The sequence below is a fragment of the Streptomyces sp. XD-27 genome, assembly GCF_030553055.1.
Lineage (GTDB): Bacteria > Actinomycetota > Actinomycetes > Streptomycetales > Streptomycetaceae > Streptomyces.
Map to the genome: position 1 here is coordinate 1,757,175 of NZ_CP130713.1, position 22,894 is coordinate 1,780,068.

Annotated in this window: 18 protein-coding genes and 1 pseudogene; 4 read left to right on the plus strand and 15 right to left on the minus strand. The window is 71.8% G+C overall.

Annotation, left to right across the window (positions count from 1 at the left end; genetic code table 11):
• Positions 1–39: 39 nt before the first annotated feature.
• Positions 40–756 (minus strand): SIMPL domain-containing protein, encoded by a 717-nt coding sequence (locus Q3Y56_RS07465; RefSeq protein ID WP_304461164.1) that lies wholly within the window; start codon positions 754–756, stop codon positions 40–42.
• 41 nt (positions 757–797) lie between these two features.
• Entirely contained in the window at positions 798–1,247 is a 450-nt protein-coding gene (locus tag Q3Y56_RS07470) for an NUDIX hydrolase (protein ID WP_304461165.1), read from the minus strand.
• A 112-nt stretch (positions 1,248–1,359) separates the two neighbouring features.
• Between Q3Y56_RS07470 and Q3Y56_RS07475 the strand changes: the two genes are divergently transcribed.
• Together Q3Y56_RS07475 and Q3Y56_RS07480 are read left to right on the plus strand one after the other, a co-directional pair.
• Entirely contained in the window at positions 1,360–3,156 is a 1,797-nt protein-coding gene (locus tag Q3Y56_RS07475) for a bifunctional UDP-sugar hydrolase/5'-nucleotidase (RefSeq protein ID WP_304461166.1), read from the plus strand.
• Positions 3,157–3,219: 63 nt separating this feature from the next.
• Complete coding sequence (locus tag Q3Y56_RS07480; protein ID WP_304461167.1) at positions 3,220–3,672, plus strand: hypothetical protein; 453 nt, start codon at positions 3,220–3,222, stop codon at positions 3,670–3,672.
• Here Q3Y56_RS07480 and Q3Y56_RS07485 read toward each other — a convergent pair.
• Positions 3,607–4,949, minus strand: a pseudogene (locus Q3Y56_RS07485) (lysine N(6)-hydroxylase/L-ornithine N(5)-oxygenase family protein); the annotation flags it as partial. The gene Q3Y56_RS07480 and the pseudogene Q3Y56_RS07485 overlap by 66 nt on opposite strands.
• Positions 4,946–6,343 carry an aminotransferase class V-fold PLP-dependent enzyme gene (locus Q3Y56_RS07490; protein WP_304461168.1) on the minus strand — a complete coding sequence of 466 codons (1,398 nt, stop codon included), beginning with the start codon at positions 6,341–6,343 and terminating at the stop codon, positions 4,946–4,948. The pseudogene Q3Y56_RS07485 and the gene Q3Y56_RS07490, both read right to left, overlap by 4 nt.
• 162 nt (positions 6,344–6,505) lie before the next feature.
• Here Q3Y56_RS07490 and Q3Y56_RS07495 point away from each other — a divergent pair, with 162 nt between their 5' ends.
• The gene (locus Q3Y56_RS07495; protein ID WP_304461169.1) at positions 6,506–6,982 is read left to right on the plus strand and encodes a hypothetical protein; all 477 of its coding nucleotides are present in this window, start codon (positions 6,506–6,508) and stop codon (positions 6,980–6,982) included.
• 218 nt (positions 6,983–7,200) lie between these two features.
• Here Q3Y56_RS07495 and pepN read toward each other — a convergent pair whose 3' ends face one another.
• From pepN to Q3Y56_RS07535, 8 genes are all read right to left on the minus strand, one after another.
• Positions 7,201–9,747, minus strand: a complete 2,547-nt coding sequence (gene pepN, locus Q3Y56_RS07500) for an aminopeptidase N (RefSeq protein WP_304461170.1) — start codon at positions 9,745–9,747, stop codon at positions 7,201–7,203.
• Between the two features lie 162 nt (positions 9,748–9,909).
• Positions 9,910–10,656: an HNH endonuclease family protein gene (locus Q3Y56_RS07505; protein ID WP_304461171.1), complete on the minus strand. Its 747-nt coding sequence runs from the start codon at positions 10,654–10,656 to the stop codon at positions 9,910–9,912.
• 73 nt (positions 10,657–10,729) lie between these two features.
• Positions 10,730–11,104 carry a chorismate mutase gene (locus Q3Y56_RS07510; RefSeq protein ID WP_304461172.1) on the minus strand — a complete coding sequence of 125 codons (375 nt, stop codon included), beginning with the start codon at positions 11,102–11,104 and terminating at the stop codon, positions 10,730–10,732.
• A 9-nt stretch (positions 11,105–11,113) separates the two neighbouring features.
• Entirely contained in the window at positions 11,114–12,013 is a 900-nt protein-coding gene (locus Q3Y56_RS07515; RefSeq protein ID WP_304461173.1) for an AraC family transcriptional regulator, read from the minus strand.
• A gap of 158 nt (positions 12,014–12,171) precedes the next feature.
• The gene (locus Q3Y56_RS07520; RefSeq protein ID WP_304465505.1) at positions 12,172–15,228 is read right to left on the minus strand and encodes an endo-alpha-N-acetylgalactosaminidase family protein; all 3,057 of its coding nucleotides are present in this window, start codon (positions 15,226–15,228) and stop codon (positions 12,172–12,174) included.
• A 281-nt stretch (positions 15,229–15,509) separates the two neighbouring features.
• A complete protein-coding gene (locus Q3Y56_RS07525) occupies positions 15,510–16,205 on the minus strand; it encodes an MBL fold metallo-hydrolase (protein ID WP_304461174.1) in 696 nt (231 codons plus the stop codon).
• A 240-nt stretch (positions 16,206–16,445) separates the two neighbouring features.
• Complete coding sequence (locus Q3Y56_RS07530) at positions 16,446–17,240, minus strand: trypsin-like serine protease (protein WP_304461175.1); 795 nt, start codon at positions 17,238–17,240, stop codon at positions 16,446–16,448.
• A gap of 379 nt (positions 17,241–17,619) precedes the next feature.
• Positions 17,620–18,450 (minus strand): trypsin-like serine protease, encoded by an 831-nt coding sequence (locus tag Q3Y56_RS07535; protein ID WP_304461176.1) that lies wholly within the window; start codon positions 18,448–18,450, stop codon positions 17,620–17,622.
• A 219-nt stretch (positions 18,451–18,669) separates the two neighbouring features.
• Between Q3Y56_RS07535 and Q3Y56_RS07540 the strand changes: the two genes are divergently transcribed.
• A complete protein-coding gene (locus Q3Y56_RS07540; RefSeq protein ID WP_304461177.1) occupies positions 18,670–19,383 on the plus strand; it encodes a hypothetical protein in 714 nt (237 codons plus the stop codon).
• Here Q3Y56_RS07540 and Q3Y56_RS07545 read toward each other — a convergent pair.
• From Q3Y56_RS07545 to Q3Y56_RS07555, 3 genes are read right to left on the minus strand one after another with little or no spacing between them, the layout of a single operon-like run.
• Complete coding sequence (locus Q3Y56_RS07545; RefSeq protein ID WP_304461178.1) at positions 19,337–20,893, minus strand: glycosyltransferase family 39 protein; 1,557 nt, start codon at positions 20,891–20,893, stop codon at positions 19,337–19,339. The two genes, Q3Y56_RS07540 and Q3Y56_RS07545, sit on opposite strands and share 47 nt — an antisense overlap.
• 34 nt (positions 20,894–20,927) lie before the next feature.
• Positions 20,928–21,941, minus strand: a complete 1,014-nt coding sequence (locus Q3Y56_RS07550) for a hypothetical protein (RefSeq protein ID WP_304461179.1) — start codon at positions 21,939–21,941, stop codon at positions 20,928–20,930.
• Positions 21,938–22,891 carry an ABC transporter ATP-binding protein gene (locus tag Q3Y56_RS07555; RefSeq protein WP_304461180.1) on the minus strand — a complete coding sequence of 318 codons (954 nt, stop codon included), beginning with the start codon at positions 22,889–22,891 and terminating at the stop codon, positions 21,938–21,940. Before Q3Y56_RS07555 ends, Q3Y56_RS07550 begins: the two co-directional genes overlap by 4 nt.
• Between the last annotated feature and the right edge of the window lie 3 nt (positions 22,892–22,894).

Consider the following 22,894-nt stretch of genomic DNA (forward strand, 5'->3'; position numbering starts at 1 on the left):
AGCGGTGGGGGTGGGTCGGTGGGCCGGTGGGTGGCTGTCTCACAGTTCGGGGCGGGTGATCGTGAAGCGGGCGTTGACGTGGGCGTGCACGGTTTGGCGCTGGGGTTCGAGGTCGAGGGCGGGTGGGGTGTCGGGGGCTGCTCCGCCTGCGGGGCCGCGCATGCGTGCTCCGCCTGGTCGCCCGAAGCCGGTGGGGGTGTCCGCTTGGTTGTCGGTGAGTTCGGTCAGGGCGACGAGGCGGGCGTCGAGTGCTTCGGCGTATTCGCGGGCGCGCCGGACGGCTTCTCGTACTGCTTTCTGGCGGACTTCGCGGTGGGCGGGGGATGTGGCGCGCAGTGCCCACCAGGGGCCGTCGACGTGGGTGAGGTCCTGGTCGGCGAGGCGGGTGGTGAGTTCGCCGAGGATGGTGAAGTCGGTGACGACGGCGGTGGTGTGGACGGTGCCGTGGTAGGCGCGTATGCGTTCGTTGCGGCCTTTTTGGGTGAGTTGTGGGGTGAGGGTGAAGCCGCTGGTCGCGAGTTTTTCTATGGCTTGGCCGTAGGACTTGAGGAGTTCGAGGGTGTGCTGGTTGCGGCGGGTGAGGTCTTCGAGGGTGGTGCGGCGGTCGGTGCCGCGGGCGGTGACGGTGATCCTGAGGCGGGCGATGTCGGGGTCGACTTCGAGGCGTGCTTCGCCGCGGACGGTGAGGTGGGGGGTGTCGGGGGTGCCGTAGGGCTGGTGGGTGGGGGTGTCGGTGGGGTGGGGTTGCTGGTGCATGGGGTGGCGGCTCCTGGTTCGGGTGGTGGTGTCGTGGGGGTTCATGGGGTGGTGCGGCCGTGTGGTGGGCGTTCGGTGTGCAGTGCGAGGGCGATGTCGACGAGGCCGACGCGGGGTAGTGCGGGGATGCGGTCGAGGTCGATCCATTCGGCGCGGTCGGTGGAGCCGTTGGTTTCGTGGCGGAGTTCGCCGCCGGTGACGTGGGCGGCGTAGATGATGCGGAGTCCGTGGAAGTCGGTGCGGCCGCGGCCGCGGCGTGCGTAGTTGCGGCGGGTGGAGTCCATGCCGAGGAGTCGGTCGATGGTGATGGTGTAGCCGGTTTCTTCTGCTGCTTCGCGTATGGCCGCGTCGTAGGGGTCTTCGCCGTGCTCGATGCCGCCGCCGGGCATGGTCCATCGCTTGCCGTCGGGGCCGATCCAGCGGGCGAGGAGGACTTTTCCGTCGCGGATGCAGACGGCGTAGGCGGCGACGCGGAGCACGTGGTGGGTCATCGTTTCAGCATGACCGCGTAGCAACCTGATCGAAACCTTTCGGGACTGTTGGTGTTCGTCACTCTTGAGTCAGAATCTACGCGCGTTGTGACCAATTTCAGGGGAGAATCGAATGCCGCTTGATCGAAGGACGTTCCTGGGTCGTTCCGCCGCCACTGGTGCGGGTGTTGCGCTGGCGGGGGCGGCGGCCGCGCCCGCCGAGGCACACGGGCCCGGTCGCCCGGACCGAAAGCGGTACTCCTTCACCGTGATGGGCACCACGGATCTGCACGGAAACGTGTTCAACTGGGACTACTTCACCGACAAGGAGTTCGACGACAAGGCCCACAACGATGTGGGGCTGGCGAAGATCTCGACGCTGGTGGAGCGGGTGCGGCGGGAGAAGGGACGGTGTCACACCCTCCTCATCGACGCGGGCGACACGATCCAGGGCACCCAGCTGTCGTACTACTACGCCAAGGTGGACCCGATCACGGGCGAGGACGGCCCGGTGCATCCGATGGCCCAGGCGATGAACGCGATCGGGTATGACGCGGCGGCGCTGGGCAACCACGAGTTCAACTACGGCATCCCGGTGCTGCGGAAGTTCCAGGAGCAGTGCGACTTTCCGCTTCTGGGTGCCAACGCGCTGGACGCGAAGACGCTTCGTCCCGCCTTCCCGCCGTACTGGATGACGCGGCTGCGCACCCCGTGCGGCCGGGAGGTGAAGGTGGCTGTGCTGGGGTTGACGAACCCGGGCATCGCGATCTGGGACAAGGCCCATGTGCAGGGGAAGATGACGTTCCCCGGGCTGGAGGAGCAGGCCGCGAAGTGGGTGCCGAAGTTGCGGTCGATGGGGGCGGACGTGGTGATCGTGTCCGCGCACTCGGGCAGCAGCGGCACGTCTTCTTACGGTGATCAGCTTCCGTACATCGAGAACGCGGCGGCTCTGGTCGCCGAGCAGGTGCCGGGCATCGACGCGATTCTGGTGGGGCACGCGCACACGGAGATCCCCGAGTACCGGGTGACGAACAAGGAGACCGGCAAGCAGGTCGTGCTGTCGGAGCCGCTGAAGTGGGGGCAGCGGCTGACGCTGTTCGACTTCGAGCTGGTCTGGGCCAAGGGCCGCTGGAGTGTGGAGTCGGTGTCGGCGAAGGTGCTGAACTCCAATGAGGTCCCGGAGGACCCGGAGATCGTCGGGCTGCTCGGGGATGAGCACAAGAAGGTCGTGGAGTACGTCAACCAGGTCATTGGCACCTCCACGGCGGCGATGGCGGCCGCCGAGGCGCCGTACAAGGACTCCGCGATCATCGACTTCATCAACCACGTCCAGGCGGAGACGGTGAAGGGGGCGCTGGCGGGGACGGAGTACGCGGCACTGCCGGTGCTCTCTCAGGCGTCGTGTTTCTCGCGTACGGCGGCGGTCCCGGCGGGCGAGGTGACGATCCGGGAGGTGGCGGGGCTGTATCCGTTCGAGAACACGCTGGAGGCGCGGGTGCTGACCGGCGCGCAGTTGAAGGACTATCTGGAGTTCTCGGCGCGGTACTACGTGCGGACTCCGGCGGGCGGGGAGGTCGATCCGGCGAAGCTGACGAACGCGGACACCATTCCGGACTACAACTACGACGTGGTGAGCGGTCTGGCGTATGAGATCGACGTCGCCAAGGAGCCGGGGGCGCGGATCACGAAGCTGTCCTTCGGCGGGAAGCCGGTGGACCCGGATGCGCGGTTCGTGCTGGCGGTGAACAACTACCGGGCGAGTGGCGGCGGCAACTTCCCGCATGTGGCGGCGGCCAAGCAGGTGTGGGCCAACTCGGACGAGATCCGCAACACGATCATCGGGTGGGTGAAGGCGAAGGGGACGATCGACGTGGCGGCGTTCGCGTCGGTGGACTGGAAGCTGACGCGGGACGGCGCGCCGATCTTCTGATAATCGACCCACCCCTGTGGATAACGGCGGGCGGGTCCCTGCCGGGTTCGGCACACTGGCGGCATGAACGAAGAGCTCACCACCGCGCTGAAACCCGTGCTGCGGGACCTGTCCGCTACGTGTGCCGTTCAACCGAAGGTCACCGAAGAGGTGTACCACGGTGAGGAGCACATCGTGCTCTACGAACGGGACGGCAGCGGCACGGGCATCGGGCTGTGGCTGGGCCGGAACCACGCCGAGCGCATCGCGCACATCGCCGACCAGATACAGGACTGGGCGGTGGAGGCACTGTGCGCGGCGCTCAAGCCCGCCGTATGGCCCGAGTGCCCCACCCACCCCGACTCGCATCCGCTCCAGCCCGAGGTCAAGGGCGGGATAGCGGTGTGGTCATGTCCGCATACGCGCCAGACGGTCTCGCTGATCGGGGAGCTTCCCCGGCCCCGGCCGCGGGTCGAGTCCGAAGGTCGTGAACGCGGTCCGCGCCGGAAGCGGGAACGTCGTCGTGCCCGTGAGTGAGTTGAGGATGACGGCGCTGCGCCATGCGGCCAACCCCAGGTCGGGGGCGCCCACGCCGTGGGTGTGGCGCTCGGCGTTCTGTACGTAGACCGAGCCGGTGACGCTGGGGTCGAGGATGAGCCGGTGGTGCTCGTCGATGCGCGGTCGTTCGGCGGCGTCGCGCCGGATGTAGGGGGCGAGGGCGGCGAGCAGGGTGTCGACGCTGCGCTCGCGGTAGCCGGTGGCCAGTACCACGGCGTCGGTGGTCAGTCGGCTGCGGGTGCCTTGCTGGGTGTGTTCCAGGTGGAGTTCGACGCGGGTGGCGGCGACGCGGCCGGCGGTGCGCACGGTGACACCGGGGGTGAGTACGGCGTCGGGCCAGCCGCCGTGCAGGGTGCGCCGGTACAGCTCGTCGTGGATGGCGGCGATGGTCTCGTGGTCGATGCCCTTGTACAGCTGCCACTGACCGGGCAGGAGTTGGTCGCGGACCGGTTCGGGCAGGGCGTGGAAGTAGCGGGCGTAGTCGGGGGTGAACTGTTCGAGCCCGAGTTTGCTGTACTCCATGGGGGCGAAGGCGGGGGTGCGGGCCAGCCAGTGCAGTCTCTCCGCGCCGTGCGGCCGGTTGCGCAGCAAGTCGAGGAAGACCTCCGCGCCCGACTGGCCGGAGCCCACGACGGTGACGTGTCCGGCGGCGAGCAACTGCGGTCGGTGGTCGAGGTAGTCGGCGGAGTGCCACAGCGGTACGTCGGGGTGTGGGCGAGGGGGCGCAGCGGGGCCGGGATGTGGGGGGCGGTGCCGACGCCGAGGACGAGGTGGCGGGCGTAGGTGCGGCCGAGGGTGTGGGTTTCGCCGGTGGTGGCGAGCTGGGTGTAGTCGATTTCGAACAGGGCGCGTTCGGGGTTCCAGCGGACGCCGTCGATCTGGTGGCTGAAGTGCAGGTCGGGGAGTTGTTCGCTGACCCAGCGGCAGTAGGCGTCGTATTCGGCGCGGTGGAGGTGGAATCGCTCGGTGAAGTAGAAGGGGAAGAGCCGGTCGCGGGCTTTGAGGTAGTTGAGGAAGGACCAGGGGCTGGTGGGGTCGGCGAGGGTGACCAGGTCGGCGAGGAAGGGGACTTGGAGGGTGGTGCCTTCGATCATCAGTCCGGGGTGCCAGTGGAAGGCGGGGCGCTGTTCGTAGAAGGCGGTGCGCAGGCCGGGGATGCCGTGGGCGAGGGCGGCGAGGGAGAGGTTGAAGGGGCCGATTCCGATGCCCGCGAGGTCGAGCGGCTGGTCGGGGTTGGGGGTGGGATCGGGTGTCATCGGGCCGTACTGCCTTCCACGAGGTCTAACAGGGTGTGCAGGTCGCCGGGGCGGGTGTGGGGGTTGAGGAGGGTGGCTTTGAGCCAGAGTCCTTCGCTGGTGGTGGCGCGGCCGAGGACGGCGTGGCCGTGGTGCAGCAGGGTGCGGCGGATGTCGGCGACGGTGGTGTCGTCCGCTCCGGTGGGGCGGAACAGGACGGTGCTGATGGTGGGGCGGGCCTGGAGTTCGAGGCCGGGGCGGGCTTCGATGAGGTCGGCCAGGTGGTGGGCGGTGGCGCAGACCTGGTCGACGAGGGCGCCGAGTCCGGTGCGGCCGAGTGCGCGCAGGGTGACGGCGATCTTGAGGATGTCGGGGCGTCGGGTGGTGCGTAGGGAGCGGCCGAGGAGGTCGGGGTATCCGGCGTCGGTGTCGTCGTCGGCGTTGAGGTAGTCGGCCTGGTGGGCGAGGGGGGCGAGTTGGGTGGTGTCGGGGACGGTGAGGAGTCCTGCGGCGACGGGCTGCCAGCCGAGTTTGTGGAGGTCGAGGGTGACGGTGCGGGCCCGGTCCAGGCCTGCGACGCGGGTTCGGTGGGTGTCGCTGAACAGCAGCGGGCCGCCGTAGGAGGCGTCGACGTGCAGGTCGGTCGCGTGTGCGGCGCAGATGTCGGCGAGTTCCGGGAGGGGGTCGATGGCGCCGGTGTCGGTGGTGCCTGCGGTGGCGACGACGAGGGTGGGGGTGTCGGGCGTTGCGCTGAGTGCGGTGTGCAGGCGGTGGGGGTCGAGGAGTCCGGCGGGGGTGGGGAGGGTGAGGGGGGCGGGGAGGCCCAGGAGCCAGGCGGCGCGGTGGATGCTGTGGTGGGCGTTGGCGCCGCAGACGATGTGCAGGGGGCCGGCGGCGGCTTCGCGGGCGAGGAGCACGGCGAGCTGGTTGGACTCGGTGCCGCCGGTGGTGACCAGGGCGTCGGGGTCGGCGGCGCCCGGGTGGACGAGGGCGGCCAGGGCGCGGCAGGTGAGGGCTTCGAGTTCGGCGGCCGCGGGTGCCTGGTCCCAGGAGTCGAGGGAGGGGTTCAGGGCGCTGGCTGCGAGGTCGGCGGCGGTGGCCACAGCGAGCGGGGGGCAGTGCAGGTGGGCGGTGCAGTGCGGTTCCGCGGGGTCGGCGGCGCCCGCGGTCAGGGTGCGGACGAGGGTGTGCAGGGCGTCGCGGGCGCCGGTGCCGGTGGTGGGGAGGACGGGTTCGGCTGCGGCGCGGACGCGGCGGCTGACGGCGCCGGGTCCGCCGGGCGGCAGCGGGCCTGCCCGGTCGGTGGCGCCGGTGGCGAGGGCGTCGAGGACGATGTCGAGCATCGGGCGGAGCGCGCGCGGGCCGTCGGTGCCTCCGGCGAGGAGGTGGGCGGTCCCGGATGCGGGCACAGGCATGGGTGTGCCCCTCGGGTCGAGGTCGGTACGGGAGGGCCGACCTAAGCTACTTGTCGGATGAGCGCCCAGGGCCTGCTGTCGGCTGGAGTCCACCCTTACGTGGTACGGCCGCTTGGCTCCCTGGCGTCGGTGTGGTCGCTTTGGCCCCGTACCCTGATGTGCATGGAACTGTCCTTGGATATTGGCCCGCTTCAGCCCGAATGGCCGGACCTGGTGGTCGCGTTCGTCTCGTTCTCACTGGTCTTCGCTCTGCTCGCGGGGGTCCTCCTGCCGCGTATCGCGAAGGTGCTGCGGGAGCGCGAGGACGCGATCGAGGGGGTCGCGGATCGGGCCGGGGAGACGCGCGCGGAGGCCGAGCGTCTGCACGAGGAGTACCAGCGGCTGCTGGCCGAGGCCCGGCACGAGGCGGCGCGGCTGCGTCAGGAGTCGGCGGAGCAGGGCGCGGTGCTGCTGGCCGAGCTGCGCGCCGAGGGGCAGCGGCAGCGTGAGGAGATGGTCGCGGCGGCGCGTACGCAGCTGGACGCGGACCGGGCCCTGGCGGAGGCGTCGCTGAACCAGGAGATCGACGCGCTCGCGACGCAGCTCGCGGGCAAGATCGTCGGTGAGTCGCTGGACGAGTTCGCGCGCGAGCGCAGGTGACGTCGGCGGCTCGTCGCCGCCGTGTGTGAAACCGCTGAGGCGGCCCCGGTGTTCTGCCGGGGCCGCCTCAGCGTGTTCGGGCCGCGGCGCGCGGGTCCCGTGCTCGGTCTGCCCCGGGGTGCGTCGCCGTGTGGGGGCGGGCCGTGCGCTCCCCCGTTCTCAGGCTGTCCCGGGGGCCGCCTCGTCGTGTTCGGGACGGGTCGTGCGGTCTCCGGTGCTCAGGGTGTCCCGGATGGGGTTGCGGTGGTCGCTTCGCGGGCGCGTAGGGCGCGTCGTACGTCGTCCAGTTGGTCGGCGAGGCGGCGGCGGAGGGCGGGCAGGAGGTCGGTGTCGCGCAGGCACTCCTCGCCGAGCCGCAGTGTCTCGGGGTCGGCGCCCGTGGGGAAGCCGTATCGGCCGACGGCCTCGGCGATGGCGGGGCCGCGGCGGTCGGCGAGGGCGACGGCGGCGGGGAAGTACCGGGGTAGGTAGCCGCGGAGGAGGTCGTGCTGCTCGGGCTGCCAGAAGCCGTCGGCGGTGGCGGTGACCAGGTAGTTCGACAGGTCGTCCCGCTCGAACAGGGCGGCCCAGGCGGCTTCCTTGGCCGCGGGGTCGGGCAGCGCGGCGCGGCAGCGGGCGGCGCCTTCGGCGCCGGTGGCGCTGGGGTCGCGGGCGAGTTCGGCTTCGATGTCGGCGGGGGTGGCTGCGCCGAGTACGGCGAGCCGGAGCAGGAAGCGCCAGCGCAGTTCCGGGTCGAGCGCGGGGCCGCCGGGTACGGTGCCGTCGGCGAGCCAGTCGGTGAGTTCTGCGGTGCCGGTGGCGCAGTCGGCGTAGGTCCGTACGGCGGCCAGCCGCAGTCCGGGGCCCGAGCCGTCCTCGGTGCGGCGCAGCAGGTCCCGGCAGGTGGCGAGCAGGGTGTTCAGGGCCGCGGGGCGTTGTTCGGCGGGGAGGTGGAGGTCGGCGATGTGGAGCCGGGCGAAGCCGAGGACGCCTTCGACGATCGCGGTGTCGGTCTCGTGCGGCAGGTGGGTGCGGACGGTGTCGAGGTAGGTGGCGGGGTCGAGTGCGCCGTCGCGCACCATGTCGCGGGCGGCGTTCCAGATCACGGCGCGGGTGAGGGGGTCGGGGAGGCCGGACAGGGAGCGTTCGACGGTGTCCCAGGAGCCGGGGTCGAGGCGGATCTTGGCGTAGCTGAGGTCGGCGTCGTTGAGGAGGAGCAGGTCGGGGCGGTGTCCGGTGAAGGTCAGGGTGAGGCTCTGGCCGCTGCCGTCGAGGTCGGCCTCGATGCGCTTGCGTGGTGTGAGCTGGTGGGGGGCGGCGGGCCGCTGGTCGTACAGGCCGATGGAGATGCGGTGGGGGCGGGTGCCGTCGCCGCTGCCGTGGTGGTGGATGCGGGCGGTCCAGCGGTCGCCGTCGGTGGTGATCTCGGGTGTGAGGGTGTCGACGCCGGTGGTGCGCAGCCAGCGGTCGGCCCAGGCGTGGACGTCGCGGCCGGAGGCGCGGGCGAGGGAGTCGATGAAGTCGGCGAGGGTGGCGTTGCCGAACCGGTGCCGGGTGAAGTGGTCGTTGATGCCGGCGAGGAAGTCCTTCTCGCCGAGCCAGGCGACGAGTTGGCGGAGGGCGGAGGCGCCCTTGGCGTAGGAGATGCCGTCGAAGTTGAGGCGGGCGGAGGCGGTGTCGGGGACGCCATCGGGGGCGGGGGCGACGGGGTGGGTGGAGGGCCGCTGGTCGGCGTCGTAGCCCCAGCTCTTGCGGCGGACGCCGAAGTCGGCCCAGGTGCCGGTGTAGCGGGTGGCTTCGGTGAGGATCTGGAAGCCCATGTACTCGGCGAAGGACTCGTTCAGCCAGATGTCGTCCCACCAGCGCATGGTGACGAGGTCGCCGAACCACATGTGGGCCATCTCGTGGGCGATGACCATGGCGCGGGTCTGGCGCTGGGCGTCGGTGACGGCGGAGCGGTAGATGTATTCGTCGCGGAAGGTGACGAGGCCGGGGTTCTCCATGGCGCCGGAGTTGAACTCGGGGACGAAGGCCTGGTCGTAGGAGTCGAAGGGGTAGGGCTCGTCGAAGATCTCGTGGTAGCGGTCGAAGCAGCGTTTGGTGATGTCGAAGAGTTCGTCGGCGTCCGTGTCGAGGTGGGGGGCCAGGGAGCGGCGGACGTGGAGTCCGAGGGGCAGTCCGCGGTGTTCGGTGTGTACGGAGTGGTACGGGCCGGCGGCGAGCGCCATCAGGTAGGTGCTGATGGGCGGGGTGGGGGCGAGCTGCCAGCGGCCGTCGGCGGGGTCGTCGACGCGTTGCGCGATGCCGTTGCCGAGGACGGTCCATTCGGGTGGGGCGGTGACGGTGACCTCGAAGACGGCCTTGAGGTCGGGTTGGTCGAAGGCGGCGAACACCTGGTCGGCGTCGGCCATGCAGCACATGGTGTACAGGTATGTCTCGCCGTCGGCGGGGTCGGTGAAGCGGTGCATGCCCTCGCCGGTGTGCGAGTAGCGCATGTCGGTTTCGACGCGTAGTTCGTGCTCGCCCGCGGTGAGACCGGTGAGGGCGAGCCGGTTGTCCGTGAATGCGGCGGGGTCGAGGTCGTGGCCGTCGAGGGTGGCGCGGTGCAGGGTCGCGGGCCTGAGTTCGACGAAGGTGTCGGTGTCCGCCTCGCGCGCGCTGAAGCGGATGGTGGTGGTGGAGCCGAACAGCTCCTCTCCGCGCGTGAGATCGAGGTCGATGTGGTAGCGGTGGGTGTCGATCAGGCGGGCTCGGGTCTGCGCTTCGTCGCGCCTCAGTACGGACATGGGGACATGCTGCCGTACGGCGTGCGGTGGCGCAGCGGTGAGGGACGAGGTCCGCGCTGAGCTGAAGCGGCTCTCTTTCGGGAATCGGGCATAGCGCGGGTGCGATCCGGTCAGCGGGCGCCGGGGTGCTGCCCAGCGGGCGGGCGGCGGGGTGCGGTCCGGTCAGCGGGCGCGGGTGTAGGTGATCCTCTCGTTTTCGCACTCCCCTGTCAGTTGTTCGAGGGCGGCGGCTTCGGCGCGGTCGGCGGTCAGCCGCCAGCGTCCCTTGACCACGAGCCACTCGGCGGTGTAGCGGCAGTCGGCGCTGTCGTCGGAGGGCTCCCATTGGGCGGGGTCCTGGTCGCCCTTGGCGCGGATCTCGGCGGCGGTGATGGCGGCCAGGGACCGGGGGTCGTCCTGGTCGTTGGCGTAGGCGCGGCGGTCGTCCTCGGACCAGGTCGAGGCGCCGGAGTCCCAGGCCTCGGCGAGGGGAACCATGTGGTCGATGCCGAGGGAGCGCGCGGTGGTGTGGTCGGTCTTGTCGTAGTACGAGTGCCAGGCGCCGCCGACGAGGGTGCAGCGGGAGTCGGTCTCCGGTGGGGAGACGGCCTCCTCCAGCAGCACCTCGTCCCGGGTGTCGCAGCCGTCCTGGTCCTCGTCGGTCCAGTGCGGGAAGAGGTCGCGGCGGTAGCCGGTGCGGTCCTCGGCGGCGATGGGCAGGTCGGCGACGGCCTGGTGCAGGGTGGTGGTGACGGTGTCTCCCGACGTCGCTGTCGCCGGGGTGGCGGGTGTGGTCAGCAGGGCCGCGGCCGTCGCCGCGCAGGCCGTGATCGCGGTGCGGACGCGGAGCCGCGTACGGGTGCGAGTCCGGATACGCGTATGGGTACGGGTGCGAGTACGGATACGGGTACGGGTGCCGATGTGTGCCATGCCAGTCCTCCTTCTGGGGCTGGCACCTTCCTAGCGGGAGGGACTGTGCGGCGGGCCGTGCAGGCGTGGAGGATCACTCGAGCGGGGTGGCCGCGGGGGTGTCGTCCGGGGTCGGGGCGGCTTCGGCGATCCGCTCGTGGTGGCGGATGACCTCGGCGATGATGAAGTTGAGCAGCTTCTCGGCGAAGGCGGGGTCGAGGTTGGCGCTTTCCGCGAGGTGCCGCAGCCGGGCGATCTGGCGGGCTTCGCGGGAGGGGTCGGCGGGCGGCAGCCGGTGGGCGGCCTTGAGGTGGCCGACCTGCTGGGTGCATTTGAAGCGCTCGGCGAGCATGTGGACCACGGCGGCGTCGATGTTGTCGATGCTCTCGCGCAGCCGGCTCAGCTCGGCTCGTACGGACTCGTCGATGGCGCCGGATGCGTCGTTGTCGGCGGGTTCGCGGTTCGTCATGAGCAGACCTTATGTGGCGTGGCCCTCGACGGGGGAGCCGGGCGCGATGGTGGGCGGCCGGTCGGGCTCGGGTACGCGGTCGCTCCAGCCGCCGGGGACGGTGCGGCCCTGCTGCTGGCGGAAGCGGACGGGTGAGGTGCCGACGCGGCGGGTGAACAGTCTGCTGAAGTAGGCGGGGTCGTCGTAGCCGACGCGGCGGGCGACGGCGGCGACCGGGAGTTCGGTGCCGACGAGGAGTTCCTTGGCGCGGCCGAGCCTGATGGCGAGCAGGTAGTCCTTGGGGCTGCAGCCGGCGCCGCGGCGTACGGCGGCGCGTAGTTCGGCGGGGGTCATCCCGTGCCGGGCGGCGTGTTCGGCGACGGACAGCGGGCGGCAGGCGTCGCGGGCCAGGGCCTGGAGGACGGGGTGGCCGTCGCCGCCGGTGTCGGCGCGGGCGCGGCGCAGCGCGACGAGGAGTTCGTGGACGGCGGCGGCGGCCTCGACCTCCAGGAACGGGTTGCCCGGCCGGGCGGCGCGGACGATCCGGCCGATGGCGGCGCGCGCGGTGGCGGTGTCGGTGAGCGGTACGACGGGCCGGTCGGGGTCGATGTAGCCGAGTTCGGTGTAGGTGGTGGTGGCCGGTCCGGTGAAGTCGACGAAGCTTTCGTCCCAGCCGGGGTCGGGGGCGTAGTGGTGCGGTGTGCCGGGGGTGAGCCAGATCAGGGCGGGTGCGGTGATGGTGTGGCGGCGGCCGTCGGTGCTCTGGTACCAGCCGCGGCCGGCGCTGATGACGACGGCCACGTGGTGGTCGAGGGTGCGCGGGCCGACTTCGGGCAGGGCGCCGTGCTGGAGGCCGACGCCGAGGCAGACCAGGCCGAGCCGGTGGTGGGCCGGGCTGGGCGTGAAGTACCGCATCCAGGTGTGGTACACGGGCTCCCTCCGTCCGAACACGCCCGATCGTTGTCGATGAACGGGCGCTCCGCCAGAGGGCGGATAGGGATCGGCGGGAGGCGCTGTGCGGGGCCGGTCACGGGGCGGTGCCGCCGCCCCCTTGTGGGGGGTGTGGTGCGAGAAGGGGGCGGCGGCGGTCAGCGGGGAGGTGCGGTCCTGCCGAGGTCCTCCACCGTGAAGGAGTCCATGGTCAACTCCGAGGTTCCGTTGTCGCCGGTTTTCCTCAGACCGACCCAGGCTTCGCCGGTGGCGGGGGCGGTGAACTCGTAGGAGTGGGTGGCGGGGGCGGTCGCCTCGGGCAGCGGGGTGCGGCTCAGTTCGCGGGGGGCGGGCTCGTCGACGGCGGTGATCCACGCGTACTGCCCGGCCGTCTCGTTCTCGTACCGGAAGGTGACCCGGTAGCGGTGCCCGGCCTGGAAGCGGACGGTGTGCGGCACGGTGCGGTAGACGAGTCCGGGGTTCTCGCCGCGGGACTTGAGCGCTTCGGCGCCGTCGATGACGTCGTCGATCGCCTTGCCGTTCCAGCCGGCCTGGGTGTACGGGGCGTGCCGCTGGGCGATGTGGGTGCGCGGGTCGGTGGTGCCGCCGGCGTCGCCCTTGACGAAGGGGCCCCAGCCTTGGGGGACGTGTTCGAAGTCCTCGTGGAGCAGTGTGCCCGGCGTGCGGCGGCGGGTGGTGGGGACGACGCGTACGTTGTCGAACCGTACCCGTGCCGTTCCTGGCTCGGCGTGGAGGGTGAGGTCGACCGGCCCGCCGCCGTCGGGGACGGTGAAGTAGGTGAACATGCGCTGGAAGCGGGTGCCGTGTTTGCGGTCGGCGGCCATGTGGTTGGCGGCGGTGGAGGTCTCGGTCCAGTTCTCGGCGGTGATGCCGTCGGCCGTGCGGACGGTGAGTGCGGCGCGGCGCCGCTCCCCCGGGCGCTGTCCGACCTCGACCTGGACGGATGCGGCGTAGTCGCCGGGGGCGAGCCGGGTCAGCCGCTGGCCGGCGGCGGCGGCCGGGCCGGGGCCGAGGATCAGTTCGTAGTCGCCGAGGTCGCTGCGTTCGATGCCGGCCGGGCCGATGGTGTGCCAGCCGTTCAGGGAGCCGGAGTGGAATCCGGGGTCGTGGACCGGGGTGCCCTGGCCCCAGTCGGGTGCGGGCTGGGCGGGGGCGGGGGCCTTGTGGACCACGTACGGCTGGTCGGGCCGCGCGGTGATGGTGATCTTCCCGTTGCGGACGGGGAGTTGGGTGGCGTCGGCGCGTCCTTGGTCGGTGAGCCGGTACAGCACGACGGTTCGCAGGTCGGTCCAGCCGCGGGGCAGCCGCCAGGTGGTGGTGCCACCGGCGGGGTGGTAGTGGTAGAGCCGGGCCGGGTCGGTGGCTTTGCGCGGCTCCCAGGGCAGCAGATACGTTCCGCCGTCGTAGACGAGCCGTCCGTCGGTGGTGATGCGCCGTACGCCGCCGGTGTCGGTGACCGCGGTCGCGGTGGGGCCCTCGAAGGTGATCTCGTGGTCGCGCCAGGTGCGGATGGGGTACGCCTGGAGGTATTTGGCGGGCAGGCTGTCGGTCCAGATCAGCCGGTAGAAGGCGGTCCAGTCGGTTTTGCCGGTCCAGCCTTCGAAGCTGCCGGTGCGCGGGATGCCGAGCAGGGTGGGCCACTTGTCGGCGAAGACGTCCTTGTGGTGGTTGCGCAGGAATCTGATCAGGCGGGAGTTGATGCCGCGTGAGGTGTCGGGGCCGTAGTCGGTCTCGGTGGCCCAGTGGGACCACAGGGCGGAGCGTTCCAGTCCGTGGCCCCATTCGGTGGTGATGTGCCAGCCCTGGTCGCGCAGGGCGCGCTGGAGTCGGTCGGAGGTCCAGCCTGATTCGCGGAAGACGTCGATGTAGAGCGTGTTGAGGGCGGGGTCGGTCTGGTCGCGCAGGTCCTGGAAGCGTTGGATGACGTCGCCGGAGACCAGGTCGCGGCGCTGGTCGATGCGGTAGGACTGGTCGAGCCAGTCCCATTGCTTGTCGGTGGTGTCCACCAGGGTCTCGGAGAAGGCGCGGGCGACGGGGTAGGACTCGGTGACGTTGACGTGGACGCCGAAGTCGCTGTGCCATGTGCTGCCTTCGCGGAGGAGGGTGTTGAGGTCGTCCAGGCCGCCGGCGCGCTTGTTGTAGTTGTCCGCGTAGTCGGGGTGGGCGGAGTCGTGGCCTTCGGATTGGTAGCCCTTGAGCAGCGTGTACTGGCGCAGCCCGTCGGTGGCCAGGCAGATCCGCTTGACGTGGTCGAGGGTGGCGAGGAACGGGTTGGTGGCCTGGCTGGCGAAGTTGAAGGCGATGTGGGGGACGACGCGCAGGTGCTGTTCGTCGGCGCCCAGGGGTTCGGTCATGATGTCGCGCAGCGCGATGGCGGCGTCCTGCCAGTCGATGGTGCCGTCGCCGTTGCGGTCGCGGGTGAGGATCACGGTGGCGTACGGCAGTGGTTCGGTGGCGTCGTTCGGGGCGGTGGCGGCCCGGTGCGTCCACTGGCCGCAGCCCAGGCGCACGGCGAGCCGGCCGTCGTCGCACCTGACGGTCTGCCGCCACAGGCGTCCGTTCTCCCAGGTGGTCCCGGCGGCGGTGGAGGGTCTGTCCCAGACGGTGTTGGTCTCGACGGCGGCGGCCAGGGCGTCGGTGGCGGCGACGGCGTACGCGCAGCCCAGGGGTGCGGCGTCCACGGGGGTCGCGGGGTTGCCGGGCCTAACGAGGGTGTCGCCGCTTGCGGCCTTGTCCAGTTCGATACGGGCGGCCAGCAGGGCGGCGCCGGGCTGGTCGGCGCGGACGGTGAGCAGGGCGAGGCCGGGGATGCGCAGGGTGCCGACGCGGAGAGCGTCGGTGTCGCTGATGTGGGTGACGCGCCAGTGCACCTGCCAGTCCCGTACGCGGATCTCCACGCCGATCCGGGTGCCGCCGGTGAAGGCGAGGGTGTAGGTGATGTGGTCGCTGTGTGCGGTGCTGGTGACCTGGGGGGTCAGCTCGGTGTCGCCGATGAGGACGGAGCCGACGGGGCGTGTCTGGGCGTGGAGTACGGCGCGGGTGCCGCGGTCGGTGTAGGAGATGACGCGCGGGAAGTCGGTGCCGACCCGGACCTCCAGCCGCGGCGACCGGATGACGGTGTCGGCGGTGCGGGCGCCGGGGGCGGCGTGCGCCGACCCGCCGCCGGGGCCCAGTGCCGTGCCGATTCCGGCCATCGCACCGGTGGCCACGACCGTTCTGCGGCTGGGGCCCGTGCCCCGCTCCCCGTGCTTCGTCAACGCGCTGCTCCTCCGGCTCGTCGCCTGGGTTTCCTCCACACCCTGGGGCGGGACGGCGCCTGAGCCCATGGACAAAGCGTGGGGGGTGTTGGACTCGTGGGGCGGGTGCGGTCACGGGCTGTGGGTGCGGTCTACGGGCTGCGGGTGCGGTCACGGGCTCGGGGCAGCGTCCGCCGGCTCAGGTCAGCGTCCATCGGCTCAGGTCAGCGCCCGTCGGCTCAGGTCAGCGTCCGGGCGGCGGCGCGCAGGGCGGCGCCCGCGCCGGTGGTCAGCGGGTCGCCGTGGCCGAAGCAGGCGGTCTCCACGTCCAGGGCGGCCTGTTTGCGGAAGGCGTCGGCCATGCGGGCGGGTTCGAGGTTGAACACGCCCGGCATCAACTGTCCCACGTTGGCGATGGTGTCGCCGGTGAACAGCACGCCGGAGTCGGGCAGATGGAGCGCCACGCTGCCGTGGGTGTGGCCGGGTACGTGCAGTATGCGGGCGGGTTCGCCCCAGTCGAGGGTGTCGCCGTCGGACAGTTCCCGGTCGACCGGCACGGCCGGGGCCGGTGGCACCTGCGGGGCGTTGGCCTCGTAGAGCGGGATCTCCCAGTCGGCGAGCACCGGGTCCGGCAGCGGCTGCGCGCCGCTGATGACGGGGGCGTCGGCGGCGCCGGCGAGGATGCGGGCGCCGGTGGCGGCGGCCAGGGCGGCGGCGGAACCGTAGTGGTCCTTGTGGCAGTGGGTGATGAGGATCTCGCGCAGGTCGGTGGGGCCCGACGCGCCGAGTCCGGCGAGGGCGTCCAGGATCGGCTTCTCGTAGCCCGCCCATCCGCAGTCCACCAGCGCGAAGCCGTCCGGGATCCGGACGGCGTACGCCTGGCCCACGGGGAAGCGCAGCATCCAGACGGTGTCGGTGACGTGGGTGATCTCCATGTCGGCGACGCTAGGGCCGGTGGGCGGCGGCGGCCAGGTGGTTGCGCGGGGCGCGAACACGCCGTGGGCGAACGGAAGTCGGCGGCGCCGGCGGGGGTGAAACGGCGGGCGCTGTTGCCGGCGGACGGCGCTGGACGGCGCTTCGTTTTCGGGGATGACGCGCGCCGCCCCCGGCCGGGAGGGAACCCGGTCCGGGGGCGGCGCCGGTCACTCAAGGGGGCGACGGGCGTGCCGGACGGCTCAGGCGCCGAGCTCGGACGCCGCCTTCTTGATGTCCTCGGCGAAGGTGCTCACCTCGGTGTAGACGCCGGGCTTGCCGGGACGGGCGCAGCCCTCGCCCCAGCTGACGATGCCGACCTGTATCCACTTGTCGGAGTCGTCCTTGCGGAACATGGGGCCGCCGGAGTCGCCCTGGCAGGTGTCCACGCCGCCCTGGTCGAGGAGTCCGGCGCAGAGCTCCTCCTTCTCCACCAGGTTGCTGTAGGCGCTCTTGCAGGTGGCGTCGTCGACGAACGGCACACTGGCCTTGAGCAGGTAGCGCTGCTGGTCGCCGCCCTCCTTGTCGGCGCCCCAGCCGGCGATGGAGAAGTCGCCGTTGTTGTACGCGTCCGACTCGGCGATCGGCAGCGTCGGCAGGTCGATCTTCTTGTCGAGCTTGATCAGCGCCCAGTCCTTGCCGGTGCCGTTGTAGCCGGGGGCCTGGAGGACCTCGGTGGACTTGGCGGTGACGGCGTTGGAGTCCTCCAGGTCCACCACGCCGGCGGTGGCGGTGATGTCGGTGTTCGGGCCGCTGCCGTCGACGCAGTGGGCGGCGGTGAGCACGATGTCCTGGGTGTAGAGTGCGCCGCCACAGCCCATGGACAGGCGGACCATGAACGGGAATTCGCCCTGCTCGGCCTTGGTGCCGCCGACGACCTTCGCGGACTTGCCGCCGTCGTCCTGCGCCAGGGCGGTGCCGGGGAAGAGGCTGAACGCGCTGAGGGCGATGGCACCGGCGGCTGCGGTGCGCTTCACCTGCTTCATGAAGTTCTGCAACGGACTTCCTTTCGTGGGGGGTTGACACGCACAGCAGGTCCATGCCAACAGGAAATCCGGAAGCCTTCGCCGGGGTGGGGCATCGGCGGAAGGCACCACACCATGAGGTGCCCGGGACCCAGTGGGGGATGAGCCCGCGTAGCGCGTTGTGATTATCCGAACGGACAACACGCCCTGGCAAGGGTCGAGTTCCGGCCAAGGGCGCCCGCATTCCGAACACCGCCGCGGGACGTGCGACAACAGCTGCGAAGTCGGCGACGCCCCGGCCGGAAGGAAGGCCCGGCCGGGGCGTCGCCTGCTCTTGGTCGCCTGCTCTTGGTCGCCTGCCCTTGGCCCGCTGGGCTCTTGGTCGCGGTCGCCGCGGGTGCGGTCCGGGGCCTCAGCCGCCGAGCTGGGCCGCGCCGGACCTGATGGCGCCGGCGAAGGTGCTCACCTCGGTGTAGACGCCGGGCTTGCCGGGACGGGCGCAGCCCTCGCCCCAGCTGACGATGCCGACCTGTATCCACTGGCCGGTGTTGTCCTTGCGGAACATCGGGCCGCCGGAGTCGCCCTGGCAGGTGTCCACGCCGCCCTGCTGCATGTATCCGGCGCAGATCTCCTCGTTCGCGACCAGGCCCGCGTAACTGCCGCCGGCGCTCTTGCAGGTGGCGTCGTCGACGAACGGCACGGTGGCCTTGAGGAGGTAGCGCTGCTGCGGCCCGCCTTCGCGCGCCGCGCCCCAACCGGCGACGGTGAAGGTGCCGTTGTTGTACGCCGTGGTGTCGGCGATCTTCAGCGTGGGCAGGTCGATCGGCCGGGCGAGCTTGATCAGCGCCCAGTCCTTGCCCGTGCCGTTGTAGCCCGGGGCCTGGAGGACCCGGGTGGACTTGACCTTGATCGCGCCGGAGCCCTGGAGGTCCACCACGCCCGCGGTGGCGGTGATGGAGGTGTTGGGACCGCTGCCGTTCACGCAGTGCGCGGCGGTCAGGACGATGGTCTTGGAGTACAGGGCGCCGCCGCATCCCATGGACAGGCGCACCATGAACGGGAATTCGCCCTGCGTGGCGCGGGTTCCGCCGACGACGGGCGCGATGGCTCGGGAGCCGTCACCCTGTCCGGCCCGGGAGCCGTCGCTCTGGGCCAGTGCGGTACCGGGGAACAGGCTGATCCCGGCGAGCGCGGCCGCGCAGACTGCCGCCGATCTCTTCACGTGCTTCAGGAAATTCCGCAAGGGGATGTCCTTTCCGTGGGGGCGGGATACCGCGTGATTGGCACGCACATGCCAACCCATGGCCATTGATTATGTGGACGCGGTGAAGGGCGTGACAAGCCACGTTTTCCGGCCAGATGTGTTCGTACTCCGGACATCGACGGCCACGGCGGGTGCGGCGAGCCGGCGGCACGGCGTCCTCGCTCACACCGCGGACGGCGGCGGCTACCCTTCACGCATATGACCGAGATACTGCTGAACCTTGTGCTGGGCCTGGTCACGGCGGCCATGGGCACGGGATTCGGCTGGTTCTCCCGTACGTTCCTCTATCGCCGCGAACTCCGCCGCACCCAGCGGTTCTTCGGGCTGCCGCCCGGCGCCGAGTGCCTGCTCGTGGTCAACCGGGACTTCGGCGGTGCGGCCGACAGCGTGGCGCGCAACGACACCTACGCGCTGCTGGAACTCGCCGGGCTGGTCAAGGAGTGCGGAGCGGGGTTCGAGGTCGCCGCGCACGACGAGACCCGGCAGGGCATCGGCGAGCGCACCGAGTTCTGCGTCGGCGGCCCGCGTTCGAACCGGCGGATGGCCGCCCACCTGGCCGTGTCGCTGCCCGGTTTCTCGATCGAAGGAGAGGTCGACTTCGCCGTCGCCGGGACCTCCTACCGTATGGAGCGGGGCGCGGCCGAGTACGTCCTGCTGGCCCGGGTCGCCCCGGGCGCGGGGCGGCATCCGCTGTTCCTGCTGTGCGGGCAGCGCTCGGTCGCCAACCAGGCGGCGGCGCGGTATCTGGCCCGGGAGCACCCCCGCCTGGCCCGGACGCACGGTGTCGACGGTGTCTTCTGCCTGCTGCTGAAAGTCGTCAACTCCGAGGCGTACGGGCCGGACGCGGTCGAGGTGGTGGCGGATGTCAGTGGGGCCGCGGTCCGCACTTCCCCGGGCGGGCGTACAGGATGATCCGCATGCCCTTGACCGCCCGCTGCTCGCACACCGCGAAGTGCCCGCTGAGCACCTCGCGCTTGGCCTGCTCCTCCGGGGCGCCGGCGGGCTTGCCGCCGGGCGGGTCGTTCACCGTGACGATGCGGTCCGCGGTGAGCATCCGCGTACGGATCTCGGCGGCGGGCAGTTCGACGCCGTGCAGGGTGCCCGAGGTGACCGCGTCCACGCTCAGGGCCAGGTTCCGCAGGCCGGCGAAGTCCTCCGGGCGCGACATCATCGGCTCCCGTCGCCGGGCGGGCAGGAAGAGCACTCCGTCACCGGGTTCGGACAGCTCCCGTACGGCGCGGGCGGCGGAGACCGTGTCGTCCAGCCTGCTCTCCGGCGTCCGCAGATGCAGCGAGGGCGGCAGCAGGGCGGCCACGGCCGCCGTCGCGAGCCCCAGGACGGTGCCGACCGCGAGCGTCCCGCGGCGCCGGGCCGCGCGGAGCGCCCAGTCGAGCGCGGCGCCCAGCAGCAGGGCGAGGCCGACGTGGGAGTAGAGCACGTAGCGGTCGACGTAGAGCGGGTGGAGGTACGACACGGCCATCAGCAGCGCCGGCGGGAGGATCAGCAGCGGCAGCGCGAGCGTACGCAGCCGCACCGGGCCCGCGGCGGCTGAGACCGGGGCCTTGGCGAGCAGCAGCCCCGCCAGCGCCGGCGCGGCGAAGCCGAGCAGTTGGGCGGCATCGGGACGCGGGATCCACCCGACGAGATTTGCCTGCTGCTGGCTGACGACCACGAGCGGCGCCATCGGCAGCACCGCGCAGGTGGCGGCGCGGCCCCAGCGCCAGCGGACGTCCTCGGGGACGGTGGCGCGGGCGAGGTGGAGTGTGGCGCCGTGCGCGAGCAGCGCCAACACCGCGAACTCGTGCAGCAGGCAGGCCAGGGCGGAGACGGCGGCGTACCGCACCCATGCCCACGCGCGCGGCCGGGCGACGGCACCGAGCAACGCGTGCGTGGACCACACCACCAGCGCGCAGACCAGCGCGTACGAGCGGCCCTCCTGCGCGTATTCCTGTACCGCCGGGATCAGCGGGAAGACCAGCCCGGCGGCGAGCCCGGCGCGCGGCCCGGCGAGCCGGTGCCCGATCAGCCCGACGCCCGCCGCGGCCGCCGCCATGCCCAGCACCGACGGCAGCCGCAGCGCCACCAGTCCGCCGTCCCAGAGGGCGAACAGACCGTGCATCAGGAGGTAGTACAGGCCGTGCACGACGTCGGCGTTGCCCAGCATGTGCGTGATCTCGCCGAGGTCCCGGTGCGCGACCTGGTACGTCGTCGACTCGTCCCGCCACATGCTGCCTTCGCGGCCGATCCCCCACAGCCCGAGCGCCAGCATCAGCCCCGCCGGGGCCAGGGCCGCCGTGGCGCGGCCGATCCGGCGGCGGGCGGGCCGCGCGGGGACGCTGCCGCTGGTGCTGCCGGGCCGGGCGGCGCGTACGGCGGCGGCCTCGGCGGCGGTGGCCTCGGCGGCCGACGGCGGATGGACCATGGTGGGGCGGGCTCCGTTCGCGCGTGGGGGTGGGTCAGGCGGCCGGGCGGCGGCCGACCCACCACAGGCAGAAGGCGGCGAGCGCGGCGGCCGCGGCGAGGCAGATCCCGGCCTGGACCCACTGCATGGGCCAGAAGTGGCTTGAGGGGTGATACACGGCGTACGTCTTGACGACCCCGTGGTCCGCCAGGCAGCGATCCGGGTACTCCATGGCGCAGAGCCCGTCTGCCGTCCGCTCCCCCGACGCCGTGACGTACCCGTACTTGATGTCGCGTGCGTCCCCGGGCACGGCGTCGAGCACCGGTCCGAAGCCGGACAGTTCGCCACTGGTCGTGGTCTGCCGGGGCCACAACGCCGAGCGCAGACCCGGCAGTTCGAGTACGTACCGCACGCCCGCCGTGGCGGCCAGCGAGACGACCATCGCGGGCAGCGTGCGCCGTACGAGCAGACCGATCGTGGCACCGAGGAGCAGCGCCAGCAGAGCCAGGGCCACCGCCGCCGGGCCGGTCGTCAGGAACGGCACGTCGGAGGTCCAGATCAGATCGCCGAAGTCCCGGTAGGAGGGGTGCCACCACCATCCGTACAGCGCCGTCAGCGCGGCCGAGACCAGCAGGGTGAACGCGGCGGGGAGGGCGAGCTTGGCGGCGAGCCAGCGGCGGGGGCTGACCGACTGCGCCCAGGCGAGCCTGTACGTCCCCGTCTCCAGCTCGCGCGCCAGCAACGGAGCACCGAGGAAGGTACCGATCAGCAGCGGCAGGACGAGCAGCAACCGGCCGGTGTCGAGCAGCGGCTCCCGGTAGTCGGATTCAAGCCGCATCAGCACCTTGCCGAGGGCGTTGGGGCCCTCGTCGTCGAACCCGTCCAACACCTCCCTGCCGTGGCACTCGGGCTGCAGCCGGTCGCATCCCGCGATGCCGTGGTCCCGCTGGAAGCCCACCAGCTCGAACCGCTGGTACACGATGTACGCGGCAAGAGCCGCGGCCAGCGCCGCCCCGGTCAGCAGCAGCGTCCGGTACTGCCGCCAGACCACCCACGTCAGGCCCTTCATCCGGCCACCACCTCCGCGGCCGCGGCGTGAGCGGACGCCGCCCGCGCGCTGCGGGTGAGCAGCGGCGGGGCGTCCGGTGCGCGGAGGTAGCCGAGCAGGATCTCCTCGACCGACGGCTCGCTCACGATCCAGTCGCCGCCGACCGGCGCCGCGCCGGGGCGCATCAGGGCGGTGAACTGGCGGCCGGTGGTGCGGGACTCGACGATGGTGTGTCCTGCTAACCCGGGCGGCAGGCCGGGGCCTTCGTGGACGCCGGTGACCAGGCGGTGCGCGGCCTGGAGGGCGTCGGTCTCGCCCGCGAGCCGCAGCCGGGCGCCGCCGATCAGCAGCAGGTAGTCGCAGACGCCGTCCAGTTCGGCGAGCACATGGGTGGAGATCACCACGGTGGTGCCGTGTTCGGCCGCCTCGGCCATCAGCGCGCCCATCATCCGGCGGCGGCGCAGCGGGTCCTGGTCGGACATCGGCTCGTCCAGCAGCAGCAGGTCGGCGCGCTTGCCGAGGGCGAGGGCCAGGGCGACGCAGGTGCGCTGGCCGCCGGAGAGGGTGGAGATCCGGGCCGTGAGCGGCACGTCCGCCTCGGCCACGAGGCGTTCGGCCACGGCCTGGTCCCAGGCGGGGTTGAGCTCGCGGCCGAGCCGCAGGGTCTCGGCGACGGTGAACCGCGGATAGAGCGGCTTGTCCTGGGCGACGAAGGCGACGCGCCGCCGCGCGGCCGGTGCCGACGGCGGCTCGCCGAAGAGCCGTACGGTGCCCTCGGTGGGCGCCAGCAGGTTCGCGGCGAGAGCGAGGAGGGTGCTCTTGCCGGCGCCGTTGGGGCCCACCAGTGCGCAGACGCGTCCGGCGGGCAGGCGGAACGTGCACTCCCGCAGCGCCCAGCCGCGCCGGTATTTCCTGCCCAGGCCGGACGCCTCCACGGCTGCCGTGCCCGGGGCGGCTATCTGATCGGTCACCCG